General features: G+C 62.5%; 26 protein-coding genes. 18 read left to right on the top strand and 8 right to left on the bottom strand.

The features are described 5' to 3' along the window. The first annotated feature begins 116 nt into the window (after positions 1–116). Positions 117–539, top strand: a complete 423-nt coding sequence (locus tag ACQ4W7_RS26460; RefSeq protein WP_436534510.1) for a DUF2061 domain-containing protein — start codon at positions 117–119, stop codon at positions 537–539. A gap of 9 nt (positions 540–548) precedes the next feature. Here ACQ4W7_RS26460 and ACQ4W7_RS26465 read toward each other — a convergent pair whose 3' ends face one another. Next, positions 549–1994 carry an amidase gene (locus ACQ4W7_RS26465; protein WP_436534512.1) on the bottom strand — a complete coding sequence of 482 codons (1446 nt, stop codon included), beginning with the start codon at positions 1992–1994 and terminating at the stop codon, positions 549–551. A 101-nt stretch (positions 1995–2095) separates the two neighbouring features. On the opposite strand from ACQ4W7_RS26465, the gene ACQ4W7_RS26470 reads away from it, so the two are divergent. The 4 genes from ACQ4W7_RS26470 to ACQ4W7_RS26485 all read left to right on the top strand — a co-directional run bounded on the left by ACQ4W7_RS26470 (position 2096) and on the right by ACQ4W7_RS26485 (position 5086). Continuing rightward, the gene (locus ACQ4W7_RS26470) at positions 2096–3004 is read left to right on the top strand and encodes a LysR family transcriptional regulator (RefSeq protein ID WP_436534513.1); all 909 of its coding nucleotides are present in this window, start codon (positions 2096–2098) and stop codon (positions 3002–3004) included. A gap of 141 nt (positions 3005–3145) precedes the next feature. Then, a complete protein-coding gene (locus ACQ4W7_RS26475) occupies positions 3146–3382 on the top strand; it encodes a hypothetical protein (RefSeq protein ID WP_436534515.1) in 237 nt (78 codons plus the stop codon). After that, entirely contained in the window at positions 3375–3887 is a 513-nt protein-coding gene (locus ACQ4W7_RS26480; protein WP_436534517.1) for a MarR family winged helix-turn-helix transcriptional regulator, read from the top strand. Before ACQ4W7_RS26475 ends, ACQ4W7_RS26480 begins: the two co-directional genes overlap by 8 nt. Then, positions 3884–5086: an FAD-dependent monooxygenase gene (locus ACQ4W7_RS26485; protein WP_436534519.1), complete on the top strand. Its 1203-nt coding sequence runs from the start codon at positions 3884–3886 to the stop codon at positions 5084–5086. The genes ACQ4W7_RS26480 and ACQ4W7_RS26485 overlap by 4 nt, the downstream gene beginning before the upstream one ends. Positions 5087–5089: 3 nt before the next feature. Here the strand turns inward: ACQ4W7_RS26485 and ACQ4W7_RS26490 are convergent, their stop codons facing one another. Further along, entirely contained in the window at positions 5090–5884 is a 795-nt protein-coding gene (locus ACQ4W7_RS26490) for an SDR family NAD(P)-dependent oxidoreductase (RefSeq protein ID WP_426071064.1), read from the bottom strand. Between the two features lie 69 nt (positions 5885–5953). Here ACQ4W7_RS26490 and ACQ4W7_RS26495 point away from each other — a divergent pair, with 69 nt between their 5' ends. The 5 genes from ACQ4W7_RS26495 to ACQ4W7_RS26515 all read left to right on the top strand — a co-directional run bounded on the left by ACQ4W7_RS26495 (position 5954) and on the right by ACQ4W7_RS26515 (position 8670). Continuing rightward, positions 5954–6373, top strand: coding sequence for a MerR family transcriptional regulator (locus ACQ4W7_RS26495; protein WP_426071065.1), 420 nt, complete (start codon positions 5954–5956; stop codon positions 6371–6373). Then, the gene (locus ACQ4W7_RS26500; protein ID WP_436534521.1) at positions 6370–7023 is read left to right on the top strand and encodes an SMI1/KNR4 family protein; all 654 of its coding nucleotides are present in this window, start codon (positions 6370–6372) and stop codon (positions 7021–7023) included. Before ACQ4W7_RS26495 ends, ACQ4W7_RS26500 begins: the two co-directional genes overlap by 4 nt. Before the next feature lie 97 nt (positions 7024–7120). Continuing rightward, positions 7121–7672, top strand: coding sequence for a DUF4142 domain-containing protein (locus ACQ4W7_RS26505; protein ID WP_426071067.1), 552 nt, complete (start codon positions 7121–7123; stop codon positions 7670–7672). A gap of 103 nt (positions 7673–7775) precedes the next feature. Continuing rightward, the gene (locus ACQ4W7_RS26510) at positions 7776–8162 is read left to right on the top strand and encodes a hypothetical protein (RefSeq protein ID WP_436534523.1); all 387 of its coding nucleotides are present in this window, start codon (positions 7776–7778) and stop codon (positions 8160–8162) included. A gap of 13 nt (positions 8163–8175) precedes the next feature. After that, entirely contained in the window at positions 8176–8670 is a 495-nt protein-coding gene (locus tag ACQ4W7_RS26515) for a hypothetical protein (protein WP_436534525.1), read from the top strand. Here the strand turns inward: ACQ4W7_RS26515 and ACQ4W7_RS26520 are convergent. Next, the gene (locus ACQ4W7_RS26520) at positions 8667–9710 is read right to left on the bottom strand and encodes a hypothetical protein (RefSeq protein WP_436534527.1); all 1044 of its coding nucleotides are present in this window, start codon (positions 9708–9710) and stop codon (positions 8667–8669) included. The genes ACQ4W7_RS26515 and ACQ4W7_RS26520 overlap by 4 nt on opposite strands. A gap of 12 nt (positions 9711–9722) precedes the next feature. Then, positions 9723–10154, bottom strand: coding sequence for a Cd(II)/Pb(II)-responsive transcriptional regulator (cadR, locus tag ACQ4W7_RS26525; RefSeq protein WP_436534529.1), 432 nt, complete (start codon positions 10152–10154; stop codon positions 9723–9725). Between the two features lie 98 nt (positions 10155–10252). On the opposite strand from cadR, the gene ACQ4W7_RS26530 reads away from it, so the two are divergent. The 3 genes from ACQ4W7_RS26530 to ACQ4W7_RS26540 are packed head-to-tail and all read left to right on the top strand — an operon-like array spanning position 10253 to position 15178. After that, the gene (locus ACQ4W7_RS26530; protein ID WP_436534531.1) at positions 10253–12613 is read left to right on the top strand and encodes a heavy metal translocating P-type ATPase; all 2361 of its coding nucleotides are present in this window, start codon (positions 10253–10255) and stop codon (positions 12611–12613) included. Between the two features lie 46 nt (positions 12614–12659). Continuing rightward, the gene (locus ACQ4W7_RS26535) at positions 12660–14099 is read left to right on the top strand and encodes an alpha/beta hydrolase (RefSeq protein ID WP_436534533.1); all 1440 of its coding nucleotides are present in this window, start codon (positions 12660–12662) and stop codon (positions 14097–14099) included. 29 nt (positions 14100–14128) lie between these two features. Beyond that, complete coding sequence (locus ACQ4W7_RS26540; protein ID WP_436534535.1) at positions 14129–15178, top strand: alpha/beta fold hydrolase; 1050 nt, start codon at positions 14129–14131, stop codon at positions 15176–15178. Here ACQ4W7_RS26540 and ACQ4W7_RS26545 read toward each other — a convergent pair. Next, positions 15175–16653 (bottom strand): MFS transporter, encoded by a 1479-nt coding sequence (locus ACQ4W7_RS26545; RefSeq protein WP_426071367.1) that lies wholly within the window; start codon positions 16651–16653, stop codon positions 15175–15177. The genes ACQ4W7_RS26540 and ACQ4W7_RS26545 overlap by 4 nt on opposite strands. 118 nt (positions 16654–16771) lie before the next feature. Beyond that, positions 16772–17368 (bottom strand): GNAT family N-acetyltransferase, encoded by a 597-nt coding sequence (locus tag ACQ4W7_RS26550; protein WP_436534537.1) that lies wholly within the window; start codon positions 17366–17368, stop codon positions 16772–16774. Positions 17369–17465: 97 nt separating this feature from the next. Here ACQ4W7_RS26550 and ACQ4W7_RS26555 point away from each other — a divergent pair, with 97 nt between their 5' ends. After that, a complete protein-coding gene (locus ACQ4W7_RS26555; RefSeq protein WP_426071075.1) occupies positions 17466–18347 on the top strand; it encodes a LysR family transcriptional regulator in 882 nt (293 codons plus the stop codon). Positions 18348–18570: 223 nt separating this feature from the next. On the opposite strand, the gene ACQ4W7_RS26560 is transcribed toward ACQ4W7_RS26555, so the two are convergent. After that, positions 18571–19524, bottom strand: coding sequence for an NAD(P)/FAD-dependent oxidoreductase (locus ACQ4W7_RS26560; protein WP_436534550.1), 954 nt, complete (start codon positions 19522–19524; stop codon positions 18571–18573). Then, the gene (locus tag ACQ4W7_RS26565) at positions 19493–20056 is read right to left on the bottom strand and encodes a GNAT family N-acetyltransferase (protein ID WP_436534539.1); all 564 of its coding nucleotides are present in this window, start codon (positions 20054–20056) and stop codon (positions 19493–19495) included. Before ACQ4W7_RS26565 ends, ACQ4W7_RS26560 begins: the two co-directional genes overlap by 32 nt. Positions 20057–20132: 76 nt before the next feature. On the opposite strand from ACQ4W7_RS26565, the gene ACQ4W7_RS26570 reads away from it, so the two are divergent. The 4 genes from ACQ4W7_RS26570 to ACQ4W7_RS26585 are packed head-to-tail and all read left to right on the top strand — an operon-like array spanning position 20133 to position 22792. Then, entirely contained in the window at positions 20133–21338 is a 1206-nt protein-coding gene (locus tag ACQ4W7_RS26570; RefSeq protein WP_436534541.1) for a citrate synthase family protein, read from the top strand. A gap of 45 nt (positions 21339–21383) precedes the next feature. Further along, positions 21384–21878, top strand: coding sequence for a MarR family winged helix-turn-helix transcriptional regulator (locus ACQ4W7_RS26575; RefSeq protein WP_436534543.1), 495 nt, complete (start codon positions 21384–21386; stop codon positions 21876–21878). 33 nt (positions 21879–21911) lie between these two features. Continuing rightward, a complete protein-coding gene (locus ACQ4W7_RS26580; RefSeq protein WP_436534545.1) occupies positions 21912–22370 on the top strand; it encodes a PaaI family thioesterase in 459 nt (152 codons plus the stop codon). Continuing rightward, positions 22367–22792: a GNAT family N-acetyltransferase gene (locus ACQ4W7_RS26585; protein WP_426071080.1), complete on the top strand. Its 426-nt coding sequence runs from the start codon at positions 22367–22369 to the stop codon at positions 22790–22792. The genes ACQ4W7_RS26580 and ACQ4W7_RS26585 overlap by 4 nt, the downstream gene beginning before the upstream one ends. Positions 22793–22994: the final 202 nt, after the last annotated feature.

A 22994-nucleotide genomic window follows, 5' to 3' on the forward strand; every position in this document is an offset into this window, starting at 1 on the left:
TCTCAATCCATAGATGCACTCTATGAGTTCAGTTGAAATATTTTACTTCCTTTTGTAAATGAGAATCGTTACTATCTAAATCAAGGATAAACGAATTCGATAGAAAGGAGCATCCCTTGTTCACAGCCATCAAAACATTCAGCCAGGTCTGCACGCACATGTCGATCGCCTTCGGCCTTGCCTATTTGCTGACGGGCTCGTTGGCGCTCGGTGGCTTGGCCGCAATCATCGAACCGATCATTAACGTTGCCCTGCTGCCCTGGCATGAAAAAGCCTGGCATGCGATCCGCCGCCGCTACGCCCCCAGCCGCCTGGGTTTTGCCGCCCTGGCCGGCGAAAAACTCAGCCAGACGACCTTGCACATGGGTGTGGCCTTCGGCGTCATGTACTGGGCCACGGGTTCGATGGCGTTCGGCGGCTTGCTGGCCGTGGTCGAGCCGATCTGTAACGTGATCGTCCTGCCCTTCCACGACCGGCTGTGGGAAAAAGCCCGCTTTCGCCTGGAAAGCCGGGGCGCCGCCCGCCTCGCCGCCCTGTAGTCGTCCTTCTTAATTACCTGCCCACACGGGCGGCCGCCTTGGAAGCCACGGCGCCGTCCGTTCCAGCTGTCCCGCCAGACGCAGCAGCACGCCATCCTTTGCATAGCCGGCCATGAACTGCATGCCGATCGGCAAGCCATCAGGCGACTGCGCCAGCGGCACGGACATGGCTGGCAAGCCCGCCACGTTCGCCAGCGGCGTGTAGGGCGAATGCTCAAACAGGCGCGCCGTCCAGCCCAGGCCATCGAGTTGTTCCTCATCCTTGCCATAACGCCCCAGCTGCCACGGCAAGTCCGGCATGGTGGGCGTCAGCAGCACGTCGTACTGGCCAAACACGGCGCCGGCATGGCGCGTGACTGTGTTGCGCACGTCGAGGGCGGCCACGAAATCCAAAGCCGAGACCGTTTGGCCATGGCGGTAGCAAGCCAGCGTGGCCGGCTCCAGCGTGTCCAGCGACACGCCGCGCCCGCTTTCCTGCACCAGGGCGTCTATCCAAGGCACCAGGTTGGCGCACCAGATGCTGGCATTGGCGTGCACGAACGCTTCCCACGATACTCCCAGCGTGGGTTTTACTTCTTCCACGTGATGACCCAGACCCTCCAGCAGGCGCACACTGGCGTCCAGTGCGCTATTCACTGCAGCCACGGGATGGGCGCCATTGCAAGCGGCGCGCTGCACGCCGATGCGCAGCTTGCCCGGCGCCACGGCCACCTGCGACAGCCAGCTGTGGCCCGGTGCACTCGTCACATACGGCTCGCCCGGCAGTATTCCCTGCACGGCGTCAAGCAAGGCGGCGCTGTCGCGCACCGTGCGGCTCACGCCCAGTTGCACGCCCAGGCCGCTGAAGATCTCGTCCATGGCGGGGCCGTTCGAGACCCGGCCACGGCTCGGTTTCAAGCCGAACAGGCCTGTCGACGCGGCCGGCACGCGGATGGATCCGGCCGCGTCCGTCGCATGGGCCAGCGGCACGATGCCGGCTGCGACGGCCGCCGCCGCGCCACCGCTGGAGCCGCCCGCGCTCAGGGCCAGGTTCCAGGGATTGCGCGTGGCGCCGTATAAAACTGGTTCGGTGGTGGTGGCAAACGCCATTTCCGGCGTGCTGGTGCGGCCAAACGTTACCAGTCCCGCCTGGCGAAATTGCGTCATCAGATGAGAATCCAGCACGGCGACATGGCCAGCGCCCAGGCGGCTGCCCGCTTCGCTGCGCTGGCCCGCCATCGTCACGGCCACGTCCTTGATCAGGAACGGCACACCGGCAAACGCCGCAGTGCTGGCTGTGCTGTCGATGGCGGCCACATCCGCCGGCCAGAGCTCAACCACGGCGTTGAGCTGCGGGTTGACGGCGGCGCAGGCGCGCACGGCCGCGTCGTACAGTTCGGTGGCAGAGACGGCGCCAGTGCGCAGGAGCTGGGCCAGTCCTAATCCATCAAAGCTTGTATATTCATGGAGTTGCATCAGTTATTCCCTGTAATGGATGAAGAATGAAAGTCACAGGAACCACTCTAGGGCTTGCGCTATCATAGTGGAAATGAATAGTTGATATACAAGGTATAGCCATGAACAATTTGCATAAGCTTGACTTGAACCTGCTGCTGACCCTCAACGCCTTATTGATCGAACGCAACGTCACGCGGGCGGCGGCGCGGCTGCACCTGAGCCAGCCGTCCGTCAGCGTGCAGCTAGGCAAGTTGCGCACGGCCTTCGACGATCCGCTGCTGTTGCCCGGGCCGCGCGGCATGCTGCCCACGGCGCGCGCGCTGGCCCTGTTGGCACCGTTGCAAGCCGTGCTGGCCCAACTGGAGCAAGTCTTGCAGCCGGAACAGGCGTTCGAGCCGGCTACGGCCGAGGTGCGCTGGAATCTGGCGGCGGCCGACGCCACCGAATATGCGATTTTTCTGCCCATGCTCGCATCCCTGCGCGCGCAGGCGCCGTTGTCGCGCATGGCCGTGTTCGAAGCCGTACCGGCGCGCATGGCGCAAGACCTGGAAAGCGGCCAGGTCGACCTGGGCTTTTTGGCCCAGGAAGAAGCGCCGCCGGGCTTGCGCCACCGCACCCTGTTCACCGAACACTATGTGCTGACGGGCCGCCGCGACCATCCGCTGCTGCAGGCGCCACCCGATCTCGACCAGTTTTGCGCGCTGGAATTCATCGTCGTCTCGCCCAACGGCGGCGGTTTCCGCACGGCCGTCGATGTAGCGCTGCAGCAACTGGGGCGAACGCGCAAAGTGGTGCTGTCGGTACCACATTTTCTCATCGTCCCACCCTTGCTGGCGGCGTCCGACATGGTGGCCCTGCTGCCGTCGCGCCTGTTGAAAAACGCGCTGGGCGCGCTGCGCACGTGGGAGCCGCCGATGCGCCTGCCCGATTACGAGATGGCCATGGTCTGGCACGAGCGCATGCACCTGGACCCGGCGCACCGCTGGTTGCGCGAACGCATCATGGAGCGCAACGGGAGGCCAACTTAAGTCGCTGCCTATCCGCCGGTCGCTGTTGACAAGGATCAAAAGTCCGTATATCGTCTCATTTTATAACTAACTAAGTTAGCTATTAAATTGAATCAATACTGCCGCACTGCCGCATTGCCTCGTTGGCCGATTTTACTTGTCATGATCGTTTCCGACATCATGGATTTGCTGCAAGGGCTGGCCGGTGCAATCCATTGCCGCTTCGATAGGCGTGGCCGTGTTCAGTGCGGTATTTTTGCCGCGCATCCCGCCATGGCGCCGGACCTGGCTTTAAGTGCCGCGTTGACGATCCAGGCTTTCATTCTCGTTGCCTTTATGGGCGTGACTATATTTTTTCCAACTGCTGCAAAATCTGAACTTGAGGTAAGCCATGCATGACCAGGAAACACATATTGAATCATTCGCAGCAGAAGATCCGCGCGGCATGCACATCGCAGGCGATGTCATCGGCCGCCAGTTGCAGGATATCGCGATTCTGACGCGCGAAACGGCATTGCGCCTGAGCACCGCGCTGGGCATTAATCAGACCGATCTGGCATTGATGGAGCAATTGATCACACATGGTCCCCTTTCTCCCAATGAGCTTGCCTCGCGCCTTTCCGTCACTACAGCGGGCGTGACGCTCGTCATCGACCGCCTGGAACGTGCCGGCCATGTGACGCGGGAACGCCAGCAGGACGACAAGCGTCGCGTGCTGGTGCATCCCGTGCAGGCATCGGTGGCCCAAACGTACAGGCATATCGCACCGATGCTCGATGGTCTGGACGCGGTGTTGAGCGGCCTGTCGGCGGACGAGCGTACGATGATCGAACATTTTCTCCAGCAAGTGATTAATGTGTACCAGAGCACTTTGCCAACCACATCAAAAAAGAAAACCATATGACGATTAAACGAAAAATCTTGGTGACAGGGGCAAGTATCGCCGGCCCCACCCTGGCTTTCTGGCTGTCGCGCCTGGGCATGGAAGTCACTGTTGTCGAGCGGGCGCCCGAATTTCGCGATGGCGGACAAACGATCGACGTGCGCGGTGCAGGCAAAATCGTGGCGCAACGCATGGGACTCGAGAGCGCCATCCGCTCCCGGAGCACGCATGAAGATGGCATCAGGTTTGTCGACGCGCAAGACCGTACCCAGGCGGAATTTGGCATCGGGGCGTTTGGCGGTAACGGTCCGGTGGCCGAGCTTGAAATTCTAAGGGGTGAGCTGGCCAAGTTGCTAATCGAGCATAGCCGTCAAGCAGTGAACTACCGATTTGGCGATAGCATCGCGGCGCTCGAAGAACTGCCCCATGGCGTCAACGTGCGCTTTGAGCAAGGCGGCGAAGAAATGTTCGATCTCGTGATTGGCGCCGAAGGCGTCGGCTCGCATACGCGCAAGCTGGTGTTCGGGGACGAAGTCAAGCGCCGGTCGTTCAATCTTTACACGGCCTATTTCACCATCCCGCGCGCGCCGGGCGATGCGCGCCAGATGCGATGGTTCAATGCCCCTGGCGGCTTGAGCGTTTGCTTGCGTCCCGATAACCTGGGCACCACCCGCGCCCTGCTCTCGTTCCAGGAAGCACCCAGTGCTTATGAAAAGCTGTCGCCGGCCGAGCAAAAGACACTGCTGAAGGAGAAATTTGGGGCTCTCAAGTGGGAGACGCCGCGCATCCTGGCTTCCCTGGACGACGCCCCCGACCTGTATTTCGACCAGATTTCTCAAGTCAAAATGGCGCGATGGTCAAAGGGCAGGATTGCGCTCGTTGGCGATGCCGCCTATTGCGCCTCGCCTATCAGCGGCATGGGCACGAGCCTGGGCATGTGCGGCGCTTACGTGCTGGCAGGCGAACTGGGACGCCACGACACTCACACGCAAGCATTTGCCGCGTATGAAAGCATCATGCGCCCGTATGTTGATCAGGCACAGAGCATGCCCTCATTCGCGCCCCGCCTGGCTTCCCCGCACACCCGCGCCGGGATCGCCCTGGGCCATGCCATGTTGCGCATGTCAAACGTTCCAATTGTGAAATCAGTTTTGGCCAAGTTCCTGACGCCCAAGGCAGATGCCATCTCGCTGCCCAATTATGCGGACATGGCCTTCTGAAGCCTAGGCCGCCTTCGGTTTGAGCATGTTTTCCACGATGCCCAGCACAGTCTGACGCGGCAGCAAGCGCGGCAGCCAGGCCAGCAGCCGGTTGGGCCGGCCCGCTACGTGGCTGCTGCAGCCGCGGTCCAGGGCGCGCAGCGCTTCGTCGACCACGACTTGCGGCGCCATGCGCTGACCCACGGCCGCTTCGGGTGCGGCCACCACGTCAAAGAAGGCCGTGTCCGTGGCGCCCGGGCAGAGGGCCAGCACGCGCACACCACGGCTGCGGTTTTCCGCCCACAGCGCTTCCGAAAACGACAGCACGAAAGCCTTGCTGGCGCCGTAAATCGCCATGTAGGGATCGGGCTGCAGAGCCGCCGTGGACGCCACGTTGAGAATGGCGCCCCGCCCTTGCGCCAGCATGTGCGGCAAGACGCAGTGCGTGAGTTCCATCAGGGCCGTGCAATTGACGGTCACTTCGGCTGCCTGGCGCGCGAGGGGAATGGTTTCAAACCTGCCATGCGTGGCGAAACCCGCGTTATTGATCAGCACGTCGGGCGGCATGCCCAGCGCGCAAGCTTGCGCATGGGCTTGTGCAGCGGTGCCGGGCAGGCTCAAGTCAGCCACCAGCGCGTGCGCGCGGGTGCCGTGGCGCCGGGAAAGGTCGGCGGCCAGCATATCGAGCACGGCGCCCGAGCGGGCCAGCAGCAGCAAATGCGCGCCGCGGGCGGCCAGGGTTTCCGCAAAGACGCGGCCGATGCCGGACGAGGCGCCCGTGATCAGCACAGTTTGATTGGTGTAATTGAAAGCGGTCATGGCAATTGAATCGTAGTGAAGAGAAATTCACTGTAAACTGTGGTCTTTAGACCACGGTCAAGAGGAAACATGCGCATCGGAGAAATCACCCGCCTGACGGGCGTCAGCAAGGATACGGTGCGCTTCTACGAGCGCCAGGGCTTGTTGGATGAAGCGCCGCAGCCGGGCATGACGAACAACTATAAAGAGTACTCGGCGCAAGCCTTGCGGCGCATCGAGTTGATCGGTCACGCCAAGGCGCTGGGTTTTACACTGAAGGAAATCGCCGAAGTCATTGCCGTCTGGCAGGAAAATGCGCTCGATGCGGCCACCAAGCGTGTCATGCTGGAAACGAAAATCGCCCAGATTGACGACAAGGCCCGCTCGATGGCCGTGCTGCGCGCGGGCCTCGTCGATGCGCTGGCCAAGGTGGAGACGGGCTGCAACGATGTGGCGCCAGTGCACATAAACGAGGATAAATTCAAGAATAAATACAAGGATAATCAATGAGCAACCATTACACGCAGTACCGTCACCTGGCAATCGAGGGCGCCAAGCCAGCCCCCACGGCACAGCAGATCGCCGCCATCGAAACCTTGCTGGAAGCACCCTTGCCGCCGGCCTTTCTGGCTTTCCTGCAGGTGGCCAACGGCGCCTGGTTCGACTACACCTGCGATGTACCGGACGGCAATGGCGGTATGGAAAAAATGGGCTTCAATACCTTCTTTAGCGCCGAGGAAGGTGATTTCTGCGATGAAACGTTGGTGGGCGAAATCCGCGCCGCGCGCCAGCATACGGACATGCCGGTACGTATCCTACCGTTCGCCCGCGATGGCGGCAATTCCATGGTTTACCTGGATCTGACGGAGGAAGGCGGCGGGCGGGTGCTGGCCTATGTGCAGGAGTTGCCGGATTGGACGGGCAAGCGCGCCCACGGCATGTTGGAACTGGCGCCATCGTTCGACGCCTGGCTGGACAGCCTGTATATCGACCGCGACACGGTGCTCGATGAACTCGAACACAGCGTCTCGGAGCCATCCCACCTGGAGGCGATGGCGCAGTGGCTCGATATCGGCATGCCCGCCTGGCGCCGCGATGCAGGCATTACCGCTTTGTTTGCTCTAAAACAAGTGGAACTGTGCGCTAACGAACAGGACTAGTCCTACGGGGATAGTCGTGAGCGTCCTATGGGTGTGCGCAGGCTGCGGGCTTAACATTGCCATCAGCTTGTAGAAAAAACCATACCCGAGGAATCCCATGCGCATCTCCACCACCAGTTCCCGTACCCCATCCCTGAAGAGCGTGGCCATAGCCGCCGCCGTGGCGCTGTTGAGCGGCCTTGCCATCAACAGCATCGCCGCTGCCGCACCGGGCGCGTACGACAAGCAATTCCTCAGCAAGGCTGCCGACGCGGGCAGCACGGAAATTGCCGCCAGCAAAGTGGCCCAAGGCAAGAGCAGCAATCCCGAGGTGAAGAAATTCGCCGATGCCATGGTCACGGCCCACACGAAAGTGGCCGAGGAATTGAAGCAGTTGGCAAGCAGCAAGCAAATCAAGGTCAGCGACCAGCCCGGTACGAAGCACCAGGCGCAGATCGACAAGCTGGGCCGCCTGGAAGGCCAGCAATTCGACAAGGAATATGCGGCCAGCATCGGCGTGGCCGCGCACAAAGAGGCCGTGAAACTGTTTACGGATGCCAGCCAGAAGGTTAGCGATCCCGACATTAAGGCTTTCGCCAAGAAAACCTTGCCAGCGTTACAACATCATCTGGACATGGCGTACGCCTTGCAGGCGGCATTGGCGAAATAGACAGCAATACGCGGATAAATACTCGACGTACATGCCGTACAGCAAGTATTTCCGCTCTTGACATACAATGCGGCAACTTCGTTTTCGGCCATGCCATGACCTCATGCAGCTACTCAAGAAAACCGGCCTGATCGCCGTCGCCATTTTGTTCGCCATCCTGCTGGCAGGCTGGCTCTTCATCAAAGTGGCGGCGGCGCGCAATGCTACCGTGTATGCCCAGCAGTGGAACGAGCAAGGCACCTGCGTCATCAAGACCTATATGCCGCACTATGGCAACGGCGTGCCACAAAACATCGTGCGCGCACTCAGCACATCCACGTTTTTCCGCGTGTACCACAAGGATGGCACCTTGCTGGAAAGCACCGAATGGGTACTGGACATGCATGAAGACGGTATCCTCGACTATGCACGCTGGGGCCAGCACCACCACCGCGCCATCTACCCGACCGACATGGGCTATGAAGGCTGGACCTTGCCCGAATGCGCGTGAACGGGGAATAATCATGCAAGCACTAAAACAAAAGGGGCTGCGCGGCCCCTGGGTCGACGTGCCGTATGAACCCACGCTTTACCAATTTCTCGGTCCTTTTGACGTGTACGACCGCGAACACACGCTGGGCGTGGAACTGAACACCTGGGACATGAACGACGCCAGCCGGCGCGCGGCACTGATACGGCGCGACATCACGGCGCAATTCAAGGAACTCAGCTGCCGCCACCGCCATGCACTGGTGGCAGTGCTGGCACAGGCGCTGCAAGACCCTGGCTATGACTTCCAGGCCATCCTAGAGCATGATCCCGAGAGTACTTACGCCCTGCCGCCCGGTGGGATGACATGGATGACCCGCGCGCCTTCTTTGTCGATATCTACTGCCTGGTGCGGCAGGACGGGCGCGACGACCTGGCGCGCGCGGCGGCGAAAGATCCGGGCGACTGGTAGCGGCTCGATCGACCCCTTTCGTCAAGGCGATAGCGACCAGCCCCTGCAGCCGCGTTAGCGCGGTGGCTGCATGGCCGCTGCGGCGCAGTCGAGCATCCGCTTGCCTGCCGCCACCAGCGCCGGATCGTCCTCGTCCTGCAGCAGCTTCCCAACGACGCTCTGGTCCATAACGCTGCCCTGCATGGCGGCCAGGCGCGCCACGCGGTCTTGCATGGCGCCATCGCCGATGGTACGGGCGCTGAAAAAGCGGTACAGGCCGGCGATTTCGCGCTGGTGCAGCCATTCCATCAATTGCACCAGGCGCGCCTGCTCCACATAGCTCAGTTCGCTCACCTTGCGCTCCGCCAGCGCGTAATACACTTCCAACCGCGCCATCCAGTTACCCTGTGCGGCAGCCGCAAGCAGCTGGTTCCAGACGGCACCGAAGTGCAGCACCGGCAGCGGCTGCAACTGATAGGCCAGCACGGCTTGCTGCTGCGGCAATGCGCCGTAGGCCGTGGGCGCCTTGCAGACGAAGCGGCGCACATCGGGGCCGCCTTGCCGCAAGCCGCTGGCGATATGCCGCTCGATCTTGTCGCCGATGGACAGCAGGCGCTTGGCGTGTTCCTGCATCGACCACTGCGGCGGCAGCTTGCCCAGCCAGGCCAGGGCATCGTCGTTGGCCCTGGCAGCCAGTACATAGGCCGCCGCCTTGGCCTGTTGATCTTTCTCTCTGGCCAGTTTCGCCGCATCTTGTTCGATATCGTACAGGCTGGCGCTTTGCTTGAGTGTCAGGCATGACTGGAAGGCGGCAGGCGTTTCCTGCCAGCAGCGAGCCGGTACAAGGAAGGTCCAGCGCATGCTGAGCGTTTCGAGGACATACGACTCTTCACCTTCTTCGCCCTTGAGATAGGCGCGGCCGTCGGCCTTGGTCAAGCCTTTTGTCAGCTGCTTGCCGCCAGCCGTGCTCCAGGTGTACGGGTCATCGCTTTGCGGCACGCCGGGCACGGCGTACAGGGTCAGGTAGTGGCCGGCAGCGGGAGGAGTGTCGACGGCCTGGGCCAGCGGCGACAGCAGGGATAAGGTCAGTAAAGTACTTCCAGGTATCAGTTTCAGCATGCAGCAATCGGTTCAATGGTGTTCGGTATGGCAGGCGCAGTCGTGGCCGCTGGCCGCCTCGGACAAGTTTTGTAGAATCGCGCAGTCTTGCGACGGCTGCGGCTGGTCGCACTGGTGGCGCAAGGTCACCAGTTGCTGCTGCAAGGTTTGCAGGTTGGCCATTTGTTCGGCGATGCGCAAGATATGGTGGTCGAGCAATTCGTTGACACTTTGGCACCCTTCGGCCGGATTGTTCTTAAATTCCAGCAAGGCGCGGATATCCGTCAAGCCGATCTGCAGGGAGCGGCAATGGCGGATGAATTGCAGCCGTTCCTGGTGCTCCTCCCGATATTCGCGGTAGCCGGCGCTGTTACGGCCCGGTTCTTGCAACAAGCCCGCTTTTTCATAGTAACGCACGGTTTCCACGTCACAATCTGTCCGTTTGGCCAGTTCTCCGATACGCATGGGCATCCCTTTTCATTCTTTCGTGCAAATTACGCTTGACCCTGTAGCGGCTACAGGGTTTCTAATGCAAGCATACACCAATCCAGAAGGATGATGCGATGCCGCACGATAGCCATAACCACGCGCAGGGCCACGATCATAAGCACGAGCATGAGCATGAGCATGAGCACAAGCAGGCGCACGAAGCAGCCGCGAACGCTACGCCCAAGGCGGCCAGCTGCTGTTCCAGCCAGCATGCGTGCTCGTCTGCGCCTGCCGCGCCGTCAGGGCCAGCCCTGCCCAGCGCCCCCATCGCCGGCGCGAGCACGGCCAAATACCGCATTGCCAACATGGATTGCCCCACGGAAGAGCGTTTGATCCGCAACAAGCTGGCCAATATGGCGGGCGTGGTGGGCCTCGATTTCAATCTGCTGAACCGCGTGCTCGATGTGCATCACACCCTGGCTTCGCTGGCGACGGTGGAAGCGGCCCTGCACGGCATCGGCATGCAGGCGATTCCCATGCAGGCGGACGCTGCCGTGACACGCGATCCGAACGAGGGCAGCCTCAGCAGCCTGCAAAAAGGCTTGCTGGTGGTGTCCGGCCTGGCGGCTGCCGCTGCCGAGGCGCTGGCATGGACCACGCACGAAGACAGTTCGCCCCTCGTCATCGCCCTGGCCCTGCTATCGATTGCCACGGGCGGCTGGCCGACCCTGAAAAAGGGCTGGATCGCCCTGAAAACCTTCACCCTGAACATCAATTTCCTGATGAGCCTGGCAGTGTTTGGCGCCATTGCCATCGGCCAGTGGCCGGAAGCGGCCATGGTCATTTTCCTGTTCGCCATCGCCGAGCTGATCGAGGGATTGTCGCTGAACCGCGCGCGCAATGCCGTGCACAGCCTGATGCAGCTGGCGCCCGACACGGCGACGGTCGCCGATGCCAGCGGCGCCTGGCAGCCGGTAAGCGTGGCAACGGTGGCTATCGGCGCGACCATGCGCGTGAAGCCGGGCGAGCGCATCGCGCTCGACGGCGTGGTGGCCAGCGGCGCATCGTCCGTCAACCAGGCCCCCATCACGGGTGAAAGCATGCCGGTGGACAAGGCCGTGGGCGACGTCGTGTATGCGGGCACCATCAATGAACGGGGCTTGCTCGACGTCACCGTGACGGCCCACAGCGGCAACAGCACCCTGGCGAAGATCGTCAAGGTGATCGAGGAGACCCAGGGCAAACAGGCGCCCACGCAGCGCTTTGTCGACAATTTCGCCCGCTACTACACGCCGGCCGTGGTCGTCTTCGCCATCCTGGTGGCCGTGCTGCCGCCTTTGCTGCTGGGCGCACCCTTCATGGCATGGGTGTATAAAGCGCTGGTGATGCTGGTGATCGCTTGCCCGTGCGCGCTGGTCATTTCCACGCCCGTCACGGTGGTCAGCGGCCTGACGGCGGCCGCGCGGCGCGGCATTTTAGTGAAAGGCGGGCAATTCCTGGAAACGGGCTACCGCATCAAGGCCATCGCCGTCGACAAGACGGGCACCCTGACCATGGGTAAACCGGCCGTCACGGACGTGGTTGCATTGGAAGGCAGCAGCCGCGACGCCATCTTGCAATTGGCCGCCAGCCTGGATGCCAATTCTGCCCACCCACTGGCCGCCGCCATCGTCAAGGCGGGGCCGCCCGCGAACAGTCACTTGCCCGTCAGCCAGTTTGCCGCACTGCATGGGCGCGGCGTACAAGGCGATATCGCTGGCCAGACCTATTATCTGGGCAATGCCCGCCTGATGACGGAATTGCATGTCGTGACGCCGGAATTGCAAGCCATCCTGGCGCGGCTGGAACAGCAAGCCTACACGGCCATGGTGCTGGCGACCAAAGCCGGCGCGCTGGGCGTGATCGCCGTGGCCGACGTGCTGCGCCCCACGGCGGCGTCTGCCATCGCCAAATTGAATGCGCTGGGCGTCACCACCGTGATGCTGACGGGAGACAACCTGCTGACGGCGCAACGCATCGGCGCCGAAGTGGGCGTGAGCCTGGTCAAGGCGGAATTGCTGCCGGAAAACAAGCTCGATGAAATCAAGGCCTTGCAGCAGCAGTTCGGCGTGGTGGCCATGCTGGGCGACGGCGTCAACGATGCCCCGGCCCTGGCGCAGGCCGACATCGGCTTTGCCATGGGCGCGGCCGGCAGCGACACGGCCATCGAAACGGCGGATGTGGCGCTGATGGACGATGAATTGGGCAAATTGCCTGAATTCATTGCCCTGAGCCAGCGCACGCGCAGCATCCTCGTGCAAAACATCAGCTTCGCCATCGGCATCAAGGCCATCTTCTTCGGCTTGGCGCTGGCCGGCATGGCGACCCTGTGGATGGCCGTATTCGCCGACGTGGGCGCCAGCCTGCTGGTGGTGGCCAACGGGCTGAGATTGCTGCGTCATGAAAAAAGTAACGAAAGCCCTCCAGAAATAGTTCCATCTGGACAATTGGTGTAAAAAACGCTACTTTGGCGGCTGTTCTCCACCGCCGCCAAAGTAGCCGATGACCTTCCTGCCCTGCCTGACCTTGCTGGCGACTCTGCTGGCTGGCACCTCACTGCACGCCGAACCCCTATTTTTCACGCCCTGTTCCGATACGGCTGTTCCCGGCAGCCTGTGCTCGGGCTTGAACGTGCCCGGCAGCTACGATGCGCAAGGCCGCGCCGTCGGCGATACGGATGCGATGCATGTCTTCGTGCGCAAGATCGCCGCCGACGTGCCGACCGGCAAACCCGCCAAGGGGACCCTGTGGCTGGTGGCGGGCGGCCCCGGCGAATCGGGCGCGTCGTTCTACAGTCTGCTGCCCACCTTGCGCCGCAGCTTTCCCGGCTTTGAATTCCTGATTCCCGACCACCGCGGCACGGGCCACTCTTCTCGCCTGTGCAAGGTGGAAGAGTCCGAACAAAGTCCCGGCGGCCGCGCGCTGGCGGGCGCCGAATGGGGCAGTTGCTTTGCCGGCATCAATCTGATGCCCGAATACGCGGGCCAGTTTTCCATCACCACGGCGGCGCGCGACTTGAAGGCGCTGATAGAAAACGAAAAAGGTGGCAAGAAGCCCCCCGTCTACCTATATGGCGTGTCGTACGGCACGCAGCTGGTCTTGCGCACCTTGCAGCTGGGGCCGCTGCCCGTCAAGGGCGTCATCCTCGACTCGCTGGTGCCGCCGCAAACGGATGCGCGCTGGGACTTGAGCCAGCGCTCGCACGTGGTCAACACGGTCGGTCTGCAGGTGCTGGCCCAATGCGACGCGGATGCCGCTTGCCATGCGGCACTGGGTGAGCCGGCCGCAACCCTGTACCGCCGCGTGCTGGACACGGCGCAAGCCGATTCCTCCCTGCTGGCCAAAATTCCCGGCAAAAACCTGAAAAACTTCCTGGGCGGCATGCTCGACGTACCGGCCGCCCGCGCCCGCATCCCGTATCTGCTGCGCGAGCTGGACCAGGGCGACGATGCGGAACTGGCGTCCGTGCGCGCCATCCTGACACAGGCGGCGGCCAGCCTGGGCAGCTATCCCCAGTCGCCGCTGTCGATTCCACTGGTCAATATCATCAGCAATTCGGAAAACAATCTGCAGCCATCCTTGCGTCCCGGCTGGACGGCCGCGGACACCGACCGCGCAGAGGCGGATTTGCTGTTTAGCAGTCCCCTGCCCCGCATCTTGCTGGGCGGCGGCTTGCCCACCTACCCGCGCGATGCCTACTTCGGAGGCCTGCCGGCGACAGTGCCGCCGATGCTGGTGCTGCAGGGAACACTGGACCCGAAGACGCCGTACGCGGGCGCGCAGGCGCAAGTGCAGGCTTTGACGCAGAACAAGGCCGGGAAAGTGGCCCTGTCCACCGTGCAGAACGCCCCGCATTTCCTTTTATGGACGGCGCCCGCCTGCTTTGAACAGGCCAGCAGCCGCTTTATTGCCGGCAAGGCGGCGCAGGATTGCACGCTGTAGTTCCCACCCACTATAGAGAAGAGGACGATATGCGCACCGCAGGCCTAACATTGCTGCTGTTATCTTGTTTCGGCGCGGCGCAAGCGGCGCCGCCCGCCGCCCAGTCCATCTGCGCCTCGCCCGCACAGCCCATCCGCGAGCAAGGCTATGTGCCCATCAATGGCATCGAGCAATGGATCACGGTCACGGGCGCCGCCTGCGGCAATCCCGTGATCCTGTTCATCCATGGCGGCCCCGGCAACGCCTTGAGTCCTTATGCGGATGCCATCTATGCGGGCTGGGAGCGCCACTACACGCTGGTGCAATGGGACCAGCGCGGCGCGGGTATGACGTATGCAAAACAGTGCCCGACGGAAGATGTGTCATTGAGCGTGGCACAGATGCGCGACGACGGCATCGCCGTGGCCCGCTATATCGAGCAGCATCTGGGCCAGCAGAAAGTCATCCTGATGGGCAGTTCCTGGGGATCGATTCTGGGCGTGCATATGGCCAAGGCGCGCCCCGAATTGTTCCACGCGTATATCGGCACGGCGCAGGTGGTCAATGCGCGGGACAACGAGGCCGGCATGTACCGGGAAGTGCTTGCGCTGGCGCAAGCGGCTGGCGATACCACCACGCTGGACAAGCTGACGGCGCTCGGTCCGCCGCCATGGCGCGATCCGCGCAACTTCGGCATCTTGCGCCGCTTCGACCGCAAATATGAAGGATTGGCAACGGATGCGCCGCCCAAGCACTGGTGGCAACCCGCGCCGTTCTACGCCACGCCGCAAGCCCTGGCGGATGCCGAGGCTGCCGATGATTACTCGTATATCCAGTTCATCGGCATGCGCGGCGACGGCATGTTCGCCAAAGTCGACTTGCCAGCGCTGGGCCCGCGCTTTGAATTACCTGTGTTTTTCATCATGGGCGAAGAAGACCTGCTGACCTCGCCCGCCATCGCGCGCACGTACTTTGACAGCCTCACGGCGCCGGTCAAGGATTTCACCCTGGTGAAACGGGCCGGACACGACCCCAACCAGGCTGTGCTCGACGCCCAATGGACGATTCTGCGCGACAAGGTGGCGCCGCTGATCCATTAAATCGCGCGGTGTGCCCGCAGATGCAGGTGGCGGATGGTGGCTGCCGCCGCCATCAGGATGGCAGAAGCCGTTGCCAGCACGACAATAAACGCCTTGTCGAAGGCGGAACGGGCCAGTTCCGACACTTGCAAGCCCAGTTCGGCCGGCAATTGCTCGGCGGCCAGCAGCGCCGCATCGAGGGTGTCATGCGCATTCGGCAACAGGCCCGCGCTTTCCGGAATGACCAGAGTGGCGCTGTAGACGGCCGACAGGATGGTGCCCAGCACCGTCACGCCGATCACGGCGCCCAGTTCATACGACACTTCCTCGATCGAAGCGGCCATGCCGGCTTGCTGCGGCGCCACGTTCAACATCACGGCGCTGGACGCGGCCGTCATGACGGCGCCCAGGCCCAGACCCAGGATCACCAGGCTGGCCACCTGCGCCGAGACGGCGGCGTCATGCAGCAGCAAATACGATGCCATGCCGATCCCGGACAACAGCAGCGAGCCCCACAGCACCTTGGCCTTGTCGGCGCGCGGCAGCATGAAACCCGTCAGCGGGCCGGCAAACACCGACGCCAGCGGCAGCGGCAACAGCAGCAAGCCCGCTTCCAGCGGCGACAATTCACGCACCAACTGCATGTGCTGGCTCAACGCCAGTTCCATGCCGATCAGGGCGGCCGAGGCCACCATGGCGGCGGCCACGGCGCTGGAAAACGGCAGTTCGCGGAACAGGGCGAAGTCGATCAGCGGCTTGGCTTGGCGCTTCTGGCGGCGCACAAACTTCAGCATGAAGAAGGCGCCCACGGCAAACGACGCGGCGGCCAGCGCATACGACGGTTGCGGCTTGCCTAGCTCCTTGATCGCATACACGCTACCCAGCAGCCCCATCATGATTTGCAGCGAGCCCTTCAGATCCCACGGCTTGTCGCGGTTGCCGGCCCGTTTCGGCAGGATAACGGCGGCCAGCACCAGGGTCAGCAGCACGATGGGTACATTGATCAGGAAGACGGAACCCCACCAATAGTGTTCCATCAGGAAACCACCGAGCACGGGGCCAAACGCGGCGCCGCCCGAGGCAATCGCTGCCCACACGCCGATAGCGAACGAGCGCTCGCGGTTATCGGTAAAGGTCAAACGGATGATGGACAAGGTGGCAGGCATCATCAAGGCGGCACCGATGGCCAGCAGGATGCGCGAAAAAATCAGCAGTTCAGGCGCGGGAGAAAACGCGGCGCACAGCGAGGCGATACCGAACACGGCCAGGCCGGCAAGGAAAACGGGTTTGTGGCTCAAACGGTCACCCAGGGTGCCAAAGCCGGGCAGCAAGCCGGAGACGACCAGCGCGTAGACGTTGATGATCCACAATTTTTGCGAGGAGGATGCCTGCAAGTCGCGCGTCAGCGCGGGCAAGGCGGTGTAGAGCACGGTCATGTCGACCACGATCAGGAACAAGGCGCTGGAGACGATGGCCAGCGTCAGCCATTTTTTCATTGAATGCATAAACAACTCATGTATTAGTTAACAACTATCTGTTTGGATAAAGCGGGTGCTGCGCAAATATTTACGTTCCAGGCTGCCACGGGCCTGGGCTTGTCGGGGGCGGCGGGCGTCAGCCACGATCGCCGTCCTTGTCATCTACGGCGGCGGACACTGCAACGGCCGCATCGACTACGTCGAGTTCGCGCAGCATGACGACGGACACTTGCTTGAAGCCGCGTCCCTGGAAGAATTTCTGCGCCGTCAAGTTGTGCGCGCCGCATTCGAGGAACAAGCGGGCGATGCCGTGGCTGCGCAGCTCCTCGGCGACCCACTCCACCAACTGGCTGCCGATGCCGCTGCCGCGCACGGAGGGCAGCAAGACCAGGTCGTCCAGCGCGGCGAACGATTTCGAGGCGCGCTGGCGTGTGTCGATGGAAACCAAAGCCATGCCAACGATATCGTCGCCCAAGGTAGCCACGGCCAGCAGGGTCGAATCGCCATGTGCCCAGTCATGCGACAGGGCGGCGCGGATCTCGCCGCGTATCACCTCAGGCAAGTCCGCGCGCCAGTTGCCGGGCGCGTCGGCGCGCTCACCCTGCAGCTCCGAATGGGAGATATAGTCGGCGCTGACGTTGTCAAGGTAGAGCTTGCACAGTGCATCTTCTGCGGTGGCGTCGTGACACCAGCTGAAGCTGATGGCGGGGGAATTGGCTTGGGCGTTTTTCATGGCGGATCTCGTGTTATTGAAAATGTAAATGCATTTTATGTCGCCCCTGAATGGCATTCAAGTTAAAATCCATCTGCAAAACAGATAGGTGGATGCCATGCAATGGACTTTGGAACAAATGCGCTACTTTGAAGCGGCCGTTGCGGCCGGTTCTTTCTCGGGCGCGGCGCGCCGGCTGGGCCGCGCGCAATCGGTGGTCAGCACCTCAATAGGCTTGCTGGAAGCGGAATTCGGCGTGGAACTGTTCGACCGTTCACGCCGCAGCGCCGTGCTGACGGAAGCGGGCAAGGTGATGCACCTGGAAGCGTGCGAACTGCTGCGCCAGGCCGAGCGATTGCAACTGCGCGCCCAACTGCTGAGCGAGGCGCCCGAAGCGCAGCTGACCCTGGCACTGGACGAAGCCCTGCCCTACCTGGCCATCAGCAAGCTGGTGAAGGAGTTGGCGGCGCGCTACCCGGCACTGGAATTGGTCATGCTCAACGCCACGGCGTCGGAAGTGGCGCAATACGTAGAGCAGCAGCAAGCCGACGTGGCGTTTCATTTTGACCGCGGCCCCATCTCGCCCATACTGGAACAGCAGCACATCGGCAGCGTGGCGCAAGGCGTGTTCGTGGCGAAAGGCCACGCTATGGCGCACGGCCAGGAAGTCAGCCGCAACGAACTGACCCGCTACCGCCAGCTGATCATGGATTCCGAGCTGAACCGCGAACACGCCTTCAGCCCCGCCGTCTGGTTTTCCGACAGTTTCTACAGCATCGCGGAAATGGTCGCGGACGAGCTGGGCTGGGCGATTCTGCCCCTGAACATCGCCAATTACGACAATTACAAGGGCTATTTGCAGGAAGTGCCCTGCCCCGCCTTGGCCCTGTCGCGCCTGCCTGTGCGGCGGCTGTCGATCCACGGCAAGAAGCTCAGCGAGACGAGTTTGTGGCTGACGACCAGGCTGGCGGAGTTGCTGCTGGATGGGCCGAGGGGGTAAGGCGTACTGCGGTCACTGCGGTAATTTAATGAAGGAAAGCCGGTACCGGCATTTTGATGGCATGGCAAAGGCAGTATGACGGTTGCAATTAAAACATTGGTATGACGGTGTATCCGAAAGATGAGACCAGGCTTCATGCCATCTCACTCACAACTGGAACTGGCGGCATCAAACTGCACTACAGGTAAGTACTGAAAGCTTTCCACGATTCACTCAACTGTCATCAACAACTGGTTCGCCATGGCAAATAGCCGATGACGGGCACGCCGTCAAAGGGCATGGGACGCAGGCCGATGCAGACGAATTCCGGTACGATAGCCTCGGCACCCTCAAGTTCATTGCGGATCGCGCTGGCCGTGCGCCGCGCCATGGCGGCGGGCTGGTTTTCAGGTGCGTCGTCCACGTAATCTTCCGCCGCCAGCACTGTGCCTTCGTCGTCTTGGCGCACTTCCATTGCGTGTCTGGAAATAATGCCGCGCACCAAGCCGCTCGGCGCCTGGTAGCGCAGGAATATGGCGGGCGAGGCGTGAATCGGCAAGCTTGCGCCCAGTTGCGCGGCCAATGTAGCGGTGCCTGTGCCCGCTGCCAGTACGACCGTGTCGGCAACGATGACGCCAGCGGCCGTTTTCACGCCCGTCACCCGCGCATCCTGGATCGCAAAGCCCAGCACGGGCGTGTGCGTGAGGACAGTCGCGCCGAGCGCTCGGGCCGCTGCCAGCAATGTATGCGTGGCGGCGACGGCATCGAGGGCGCCCTGTTCCGGTTCGTAGACGGCCTGTTGCGGCGGCTGCCTGAGATTTGGTTCAAGCTGGGAAATGCGGGCGCGCTCAATCAATATGCACGCGGGCGACACGCGCCCGTCCTGCGTGCCATACCACAAGGCGCCATGCCAGCGCACCGTCAAGCCGGGAACCTGCGTTTCCAGCTGGCGGTAGGCAGCGATGGCGCCGCCGCGTAGTGCCGCAATGGGGTCAGGCCCCGCGCAGGACGTGTTAATCCAGGCAAACGATGTGCCCGTCACGCCGGAAGCGATGCCTTGCGCCTCGACTACGGTGACTTGCGCGCCTTTGCTGGCCAGGTGATACGCGAGCGACGCACCGACGATGCCGACGCCGATGACGATGATGCGTTTGGGGTTTTCACGATCATATCTGCTGATCTTGTTTACACTGGGCAGAGTCTACGCCAGCCGCCCGCAAATCCAGCGCGTATGCATGGCCATCGACGACGTTGCCCGCCACGATGGCGATAGCGGGCGCGGCCGTTCCCTGCTCGAAACCGCAGCGCTCCAGCACGCGCATTGACGCCACATTGCCGTCAATGGCGTAGGCGCACAGGCTGGCAAGCCGCCATTCGTCTTGCGCCAGGGTAATCAGGTGGCGCAACGCGGCTGTGGCCAGGCCCTTGCCCGCTTGCAGCTCTCCGATGCGGTAGCCGACTTCTGCCACGCCTTGCTCCCGGTTAATGTCCTTGAGGTTGGCGCGCCCGATCAATTCTCCGTGCTTGTCGACGATGACGCAGGGGTGCAAGCGTCCCTGTCGGTGCTCGCCCAGGAATTGCGCAACGTGCGCCTGGATGCCGTCGATACTGTAAAAATCATCGGGGCGCGGGTCGATGTGGCGCTCGAACCAGGCCCGGTTGGCTTGCTCGAATGCCAGTAGCGGGACGGCGTCGTCCGGACGCAGGGTGCGAATGGTCAATGTGCTCATGGAAACTCCTGGAAAGGCATGAGTCTAGTGACACGCCACCCTGCCCGTCAATATTGATTCCATCAATCAATATAAAGTGGCAAACGCTACAATGGCCGCCATGAACAACGACCTGTCCGCTCTTGACGCGGCGCGCCTCTTGGGCGTCAGCCTGCCCACCCTGTATTCCTATGTGAGCCGGGGCTTGCTTGCCTCCGTCAGCAATGGCGCGGCGCGCCGCAAGCGCTATCCGCAGGAAGACGTGCTACGGCTGGCGGCGCGCAAGAATGACGCCAAACGGGGCGGCCAGACGGCCGTGGCCGCCATGCACTGGGGCTTGCCCGTGCTGGAGACGAAGATTTCGCATATTGCTGACGGACGCTTGCTGTACCGCGGCTGCGATGCGACGGCGCTGGCGCAGCATGCAAGCCTGGAGGCGGCCGCTGGCCTGCTGTGGGACGATGGCGTAAGTGACTATTTTCAGCAAGATGCGCCTGCCCTGCCGCAAGGGCTGGCCGGCGCGCCGGACGCGCCGCCCTTGATGCGCGCCATGCTGTCCATGGCCGTGCTGACAACAGCGGACATTGCGCACTCGCTGCAGTCCGGCCCCGCACTGATGCGCATCCTGGCTGCCGCCCTGCTGCAGACGGCGCCGTCCTCGCTGCCGCTGCACCGGCAGCTGGCCCAGGCTTGGCAAGCCGGCGCGGAACAAACTGAATTGATCCGCGCGGCGCTCGTGCTGCTGGCCGACCATGAATTGAACGCGTCGACCTTTGCCGTGCGCTGCGTCGCCTCGACGGGCGCCAGCCTGCCCGCTGCGCTGGGCGCGGGGCTGGCAGCCCTGTCCGGTGGCAGACACGGCGGCGGCAGCGCGGCGGCCCGGCGCATGTTGACGCAGGCGCTGGCCGCGCCAGACGCCAAGGACGCCAGAGATGCCATCGGCAATTATTATGCGAGCATCGCACCGGAATTCGCCGGCTTCGGCCATCCCCTGTATCCGCACGGCGACCCGCGCGCCGCATATTTGTTGGAAATCTTGTCGACGCTGTCGCACGCCCCCCCGCAACTGCGCGCCATCCTGGCCGCGTGCGCCACGGCGGGCGAATTGCTCGGCGCCAAGCCGAATGCCGACTTGGCGCTGGCGGCCATGGAGCTGGCGTTCGGCTGGCCCGAGGGCTCGGGTATGAGCGTGTTTGCGCTGGCCCGCTCGGCCGGCTGGGTCGCGCATGCCGCCGAGCAGGCCGCCGGTGCGACCCTGATACGGCCGCGTGCACGCTATGTGGGGCGCCACCAGCGCGACTAACAATAGACGCTTGATTTATTACGCATACGTAGTAGTATACTTCGTATGCGTACCAATACTTCCCCCCAGCCAGACCTTCCCGATACCGCAGCCGCCTGCCCGCTGGGCGAGCGCTCGCCGCGTCTGTTTAACCTGCTCAACCTGTCGCGCCAGAACCTGTTTCGCTCGGCCGATGCCGTGTTCACCAGCGAACTGGGCTTTTCCGGCACGCAAGTGGTCGCCCTGTTTGCCCTGAAGGGCGAGGAAGGTTGCCAATTAAAGGATCTGGGGCGGGCGCTGCAATTGAAAAACTCGGCCGTCACTGGCCTGGTGGCGCGCATGGAAGAGAACGGCCTCATCGTGCGTGGCCAGTCGGCGCTCGACGCGCGCGCCGGTACCTTGCACATGTCGGCCAAGGGCGGCGAAGTGCTGGCCCATGCCCTGCCCCTGCTCGACAGCCTGAATGAACAACTGAAGCAAGGTTTCAGCGAAGAAGAACTGGCCGTCGTCGCCCGCTTCCTGTTACATGCCTCACGCCTGCGTTTCCAGCAAGACGTTTGACTCATCCCAACATCACCACCACAGGAGTTACCCATGCACCCGAAAGACATGACCGGCTTGCAACTAATGCAAGCTTTCGCGCAAGGCCTGTTTCCACGGCCCGGCATTTCCAAGACCATGCCCATGGATGCGCACACGGTGGAGCATGGCCGCGTCATCTTCACGGCGACGGCGAATGAAACGCACACCAATCCCATGGGCGGCGTGCACGGCGGTTTCGCCGCCACCGTGCTCGACACGGTCACGGGTTGCGCTACGCACACGGTCTTGCCGGCTGGCGAAAGCTACGGCACGACGGACCTGAACATCAAGATGTGCCGCCCCCTGCCCTTCAACGTGACGGTCTTTGCGGAAGGCAAAGTGATCAATGCGGGGCGCAACCTGGTCATTTCCGAAGGCACGATCCGCGACGAGGCCGGTAAGGTGTACGCGCACGCGACGGCCACCTGCATGATCATTCGGCCCGCCGCCCGGGAGCAGGCGACCGCATGATTCGACTCGGCAGCATAACTGAAGCGTGGCACGTGCTGCAGGCGATACCCGAGTTCGACCAGCGGCGCAGCCTGGCGCAGCTGCAGGCACGGCTGCCCGCCAGCGCCCTGGTGCTCATCGCGGAAGCGGACGGCCAGCCCGTCGGTTTCAAGCTTGGGCATGACGCCGAGGATGGCTCTTTGTATAGCTGGCTCGGCGGCGTGCTGCCCGCGCACCGCAAGACGGGGCTGGCGCAGCGGCTGCTGGAAGCCCAGGAAGCCAGGGCCAAAGAACGCGGCTTTGCGGCTGTCACGGTGAAATCGATGAACCGCTATCCCGCCATGCTGCGCTTGTTGATCCGCAATGGATATCAGATACGGCTGGTGGAGCATTTTGGCGACTCGGCCAGGGAGCGCATTCACTTCATAAAGTCGCTGTCTTAGAACGCCTCGTAAAGCCACTTGTTCGCCTCTTGCTTGCCAAAGGAGCAATAGCGCCATATAGTGAGCCATTTTTGGCCGGCCGCTGTCGGCCCAGGCCGTGTAAAAACGCAGAATCAGGCCCTGCCAGGAGAACTATACATGCCGATGCGTGTTGTGCGTCTCGTTAGGCCGCGCAGAGCGCCGTGCCGAGTTTCCGGGTTTC

Source organism: Janthinobacterium algoris (assembly GCF_051380935.1).
Classification (GTDB): Bacteria; Pseudomonadota; Gammaproteobacteria; order Burkholderiales; family Burkholderiaceae_D; genus Janthinobacterium.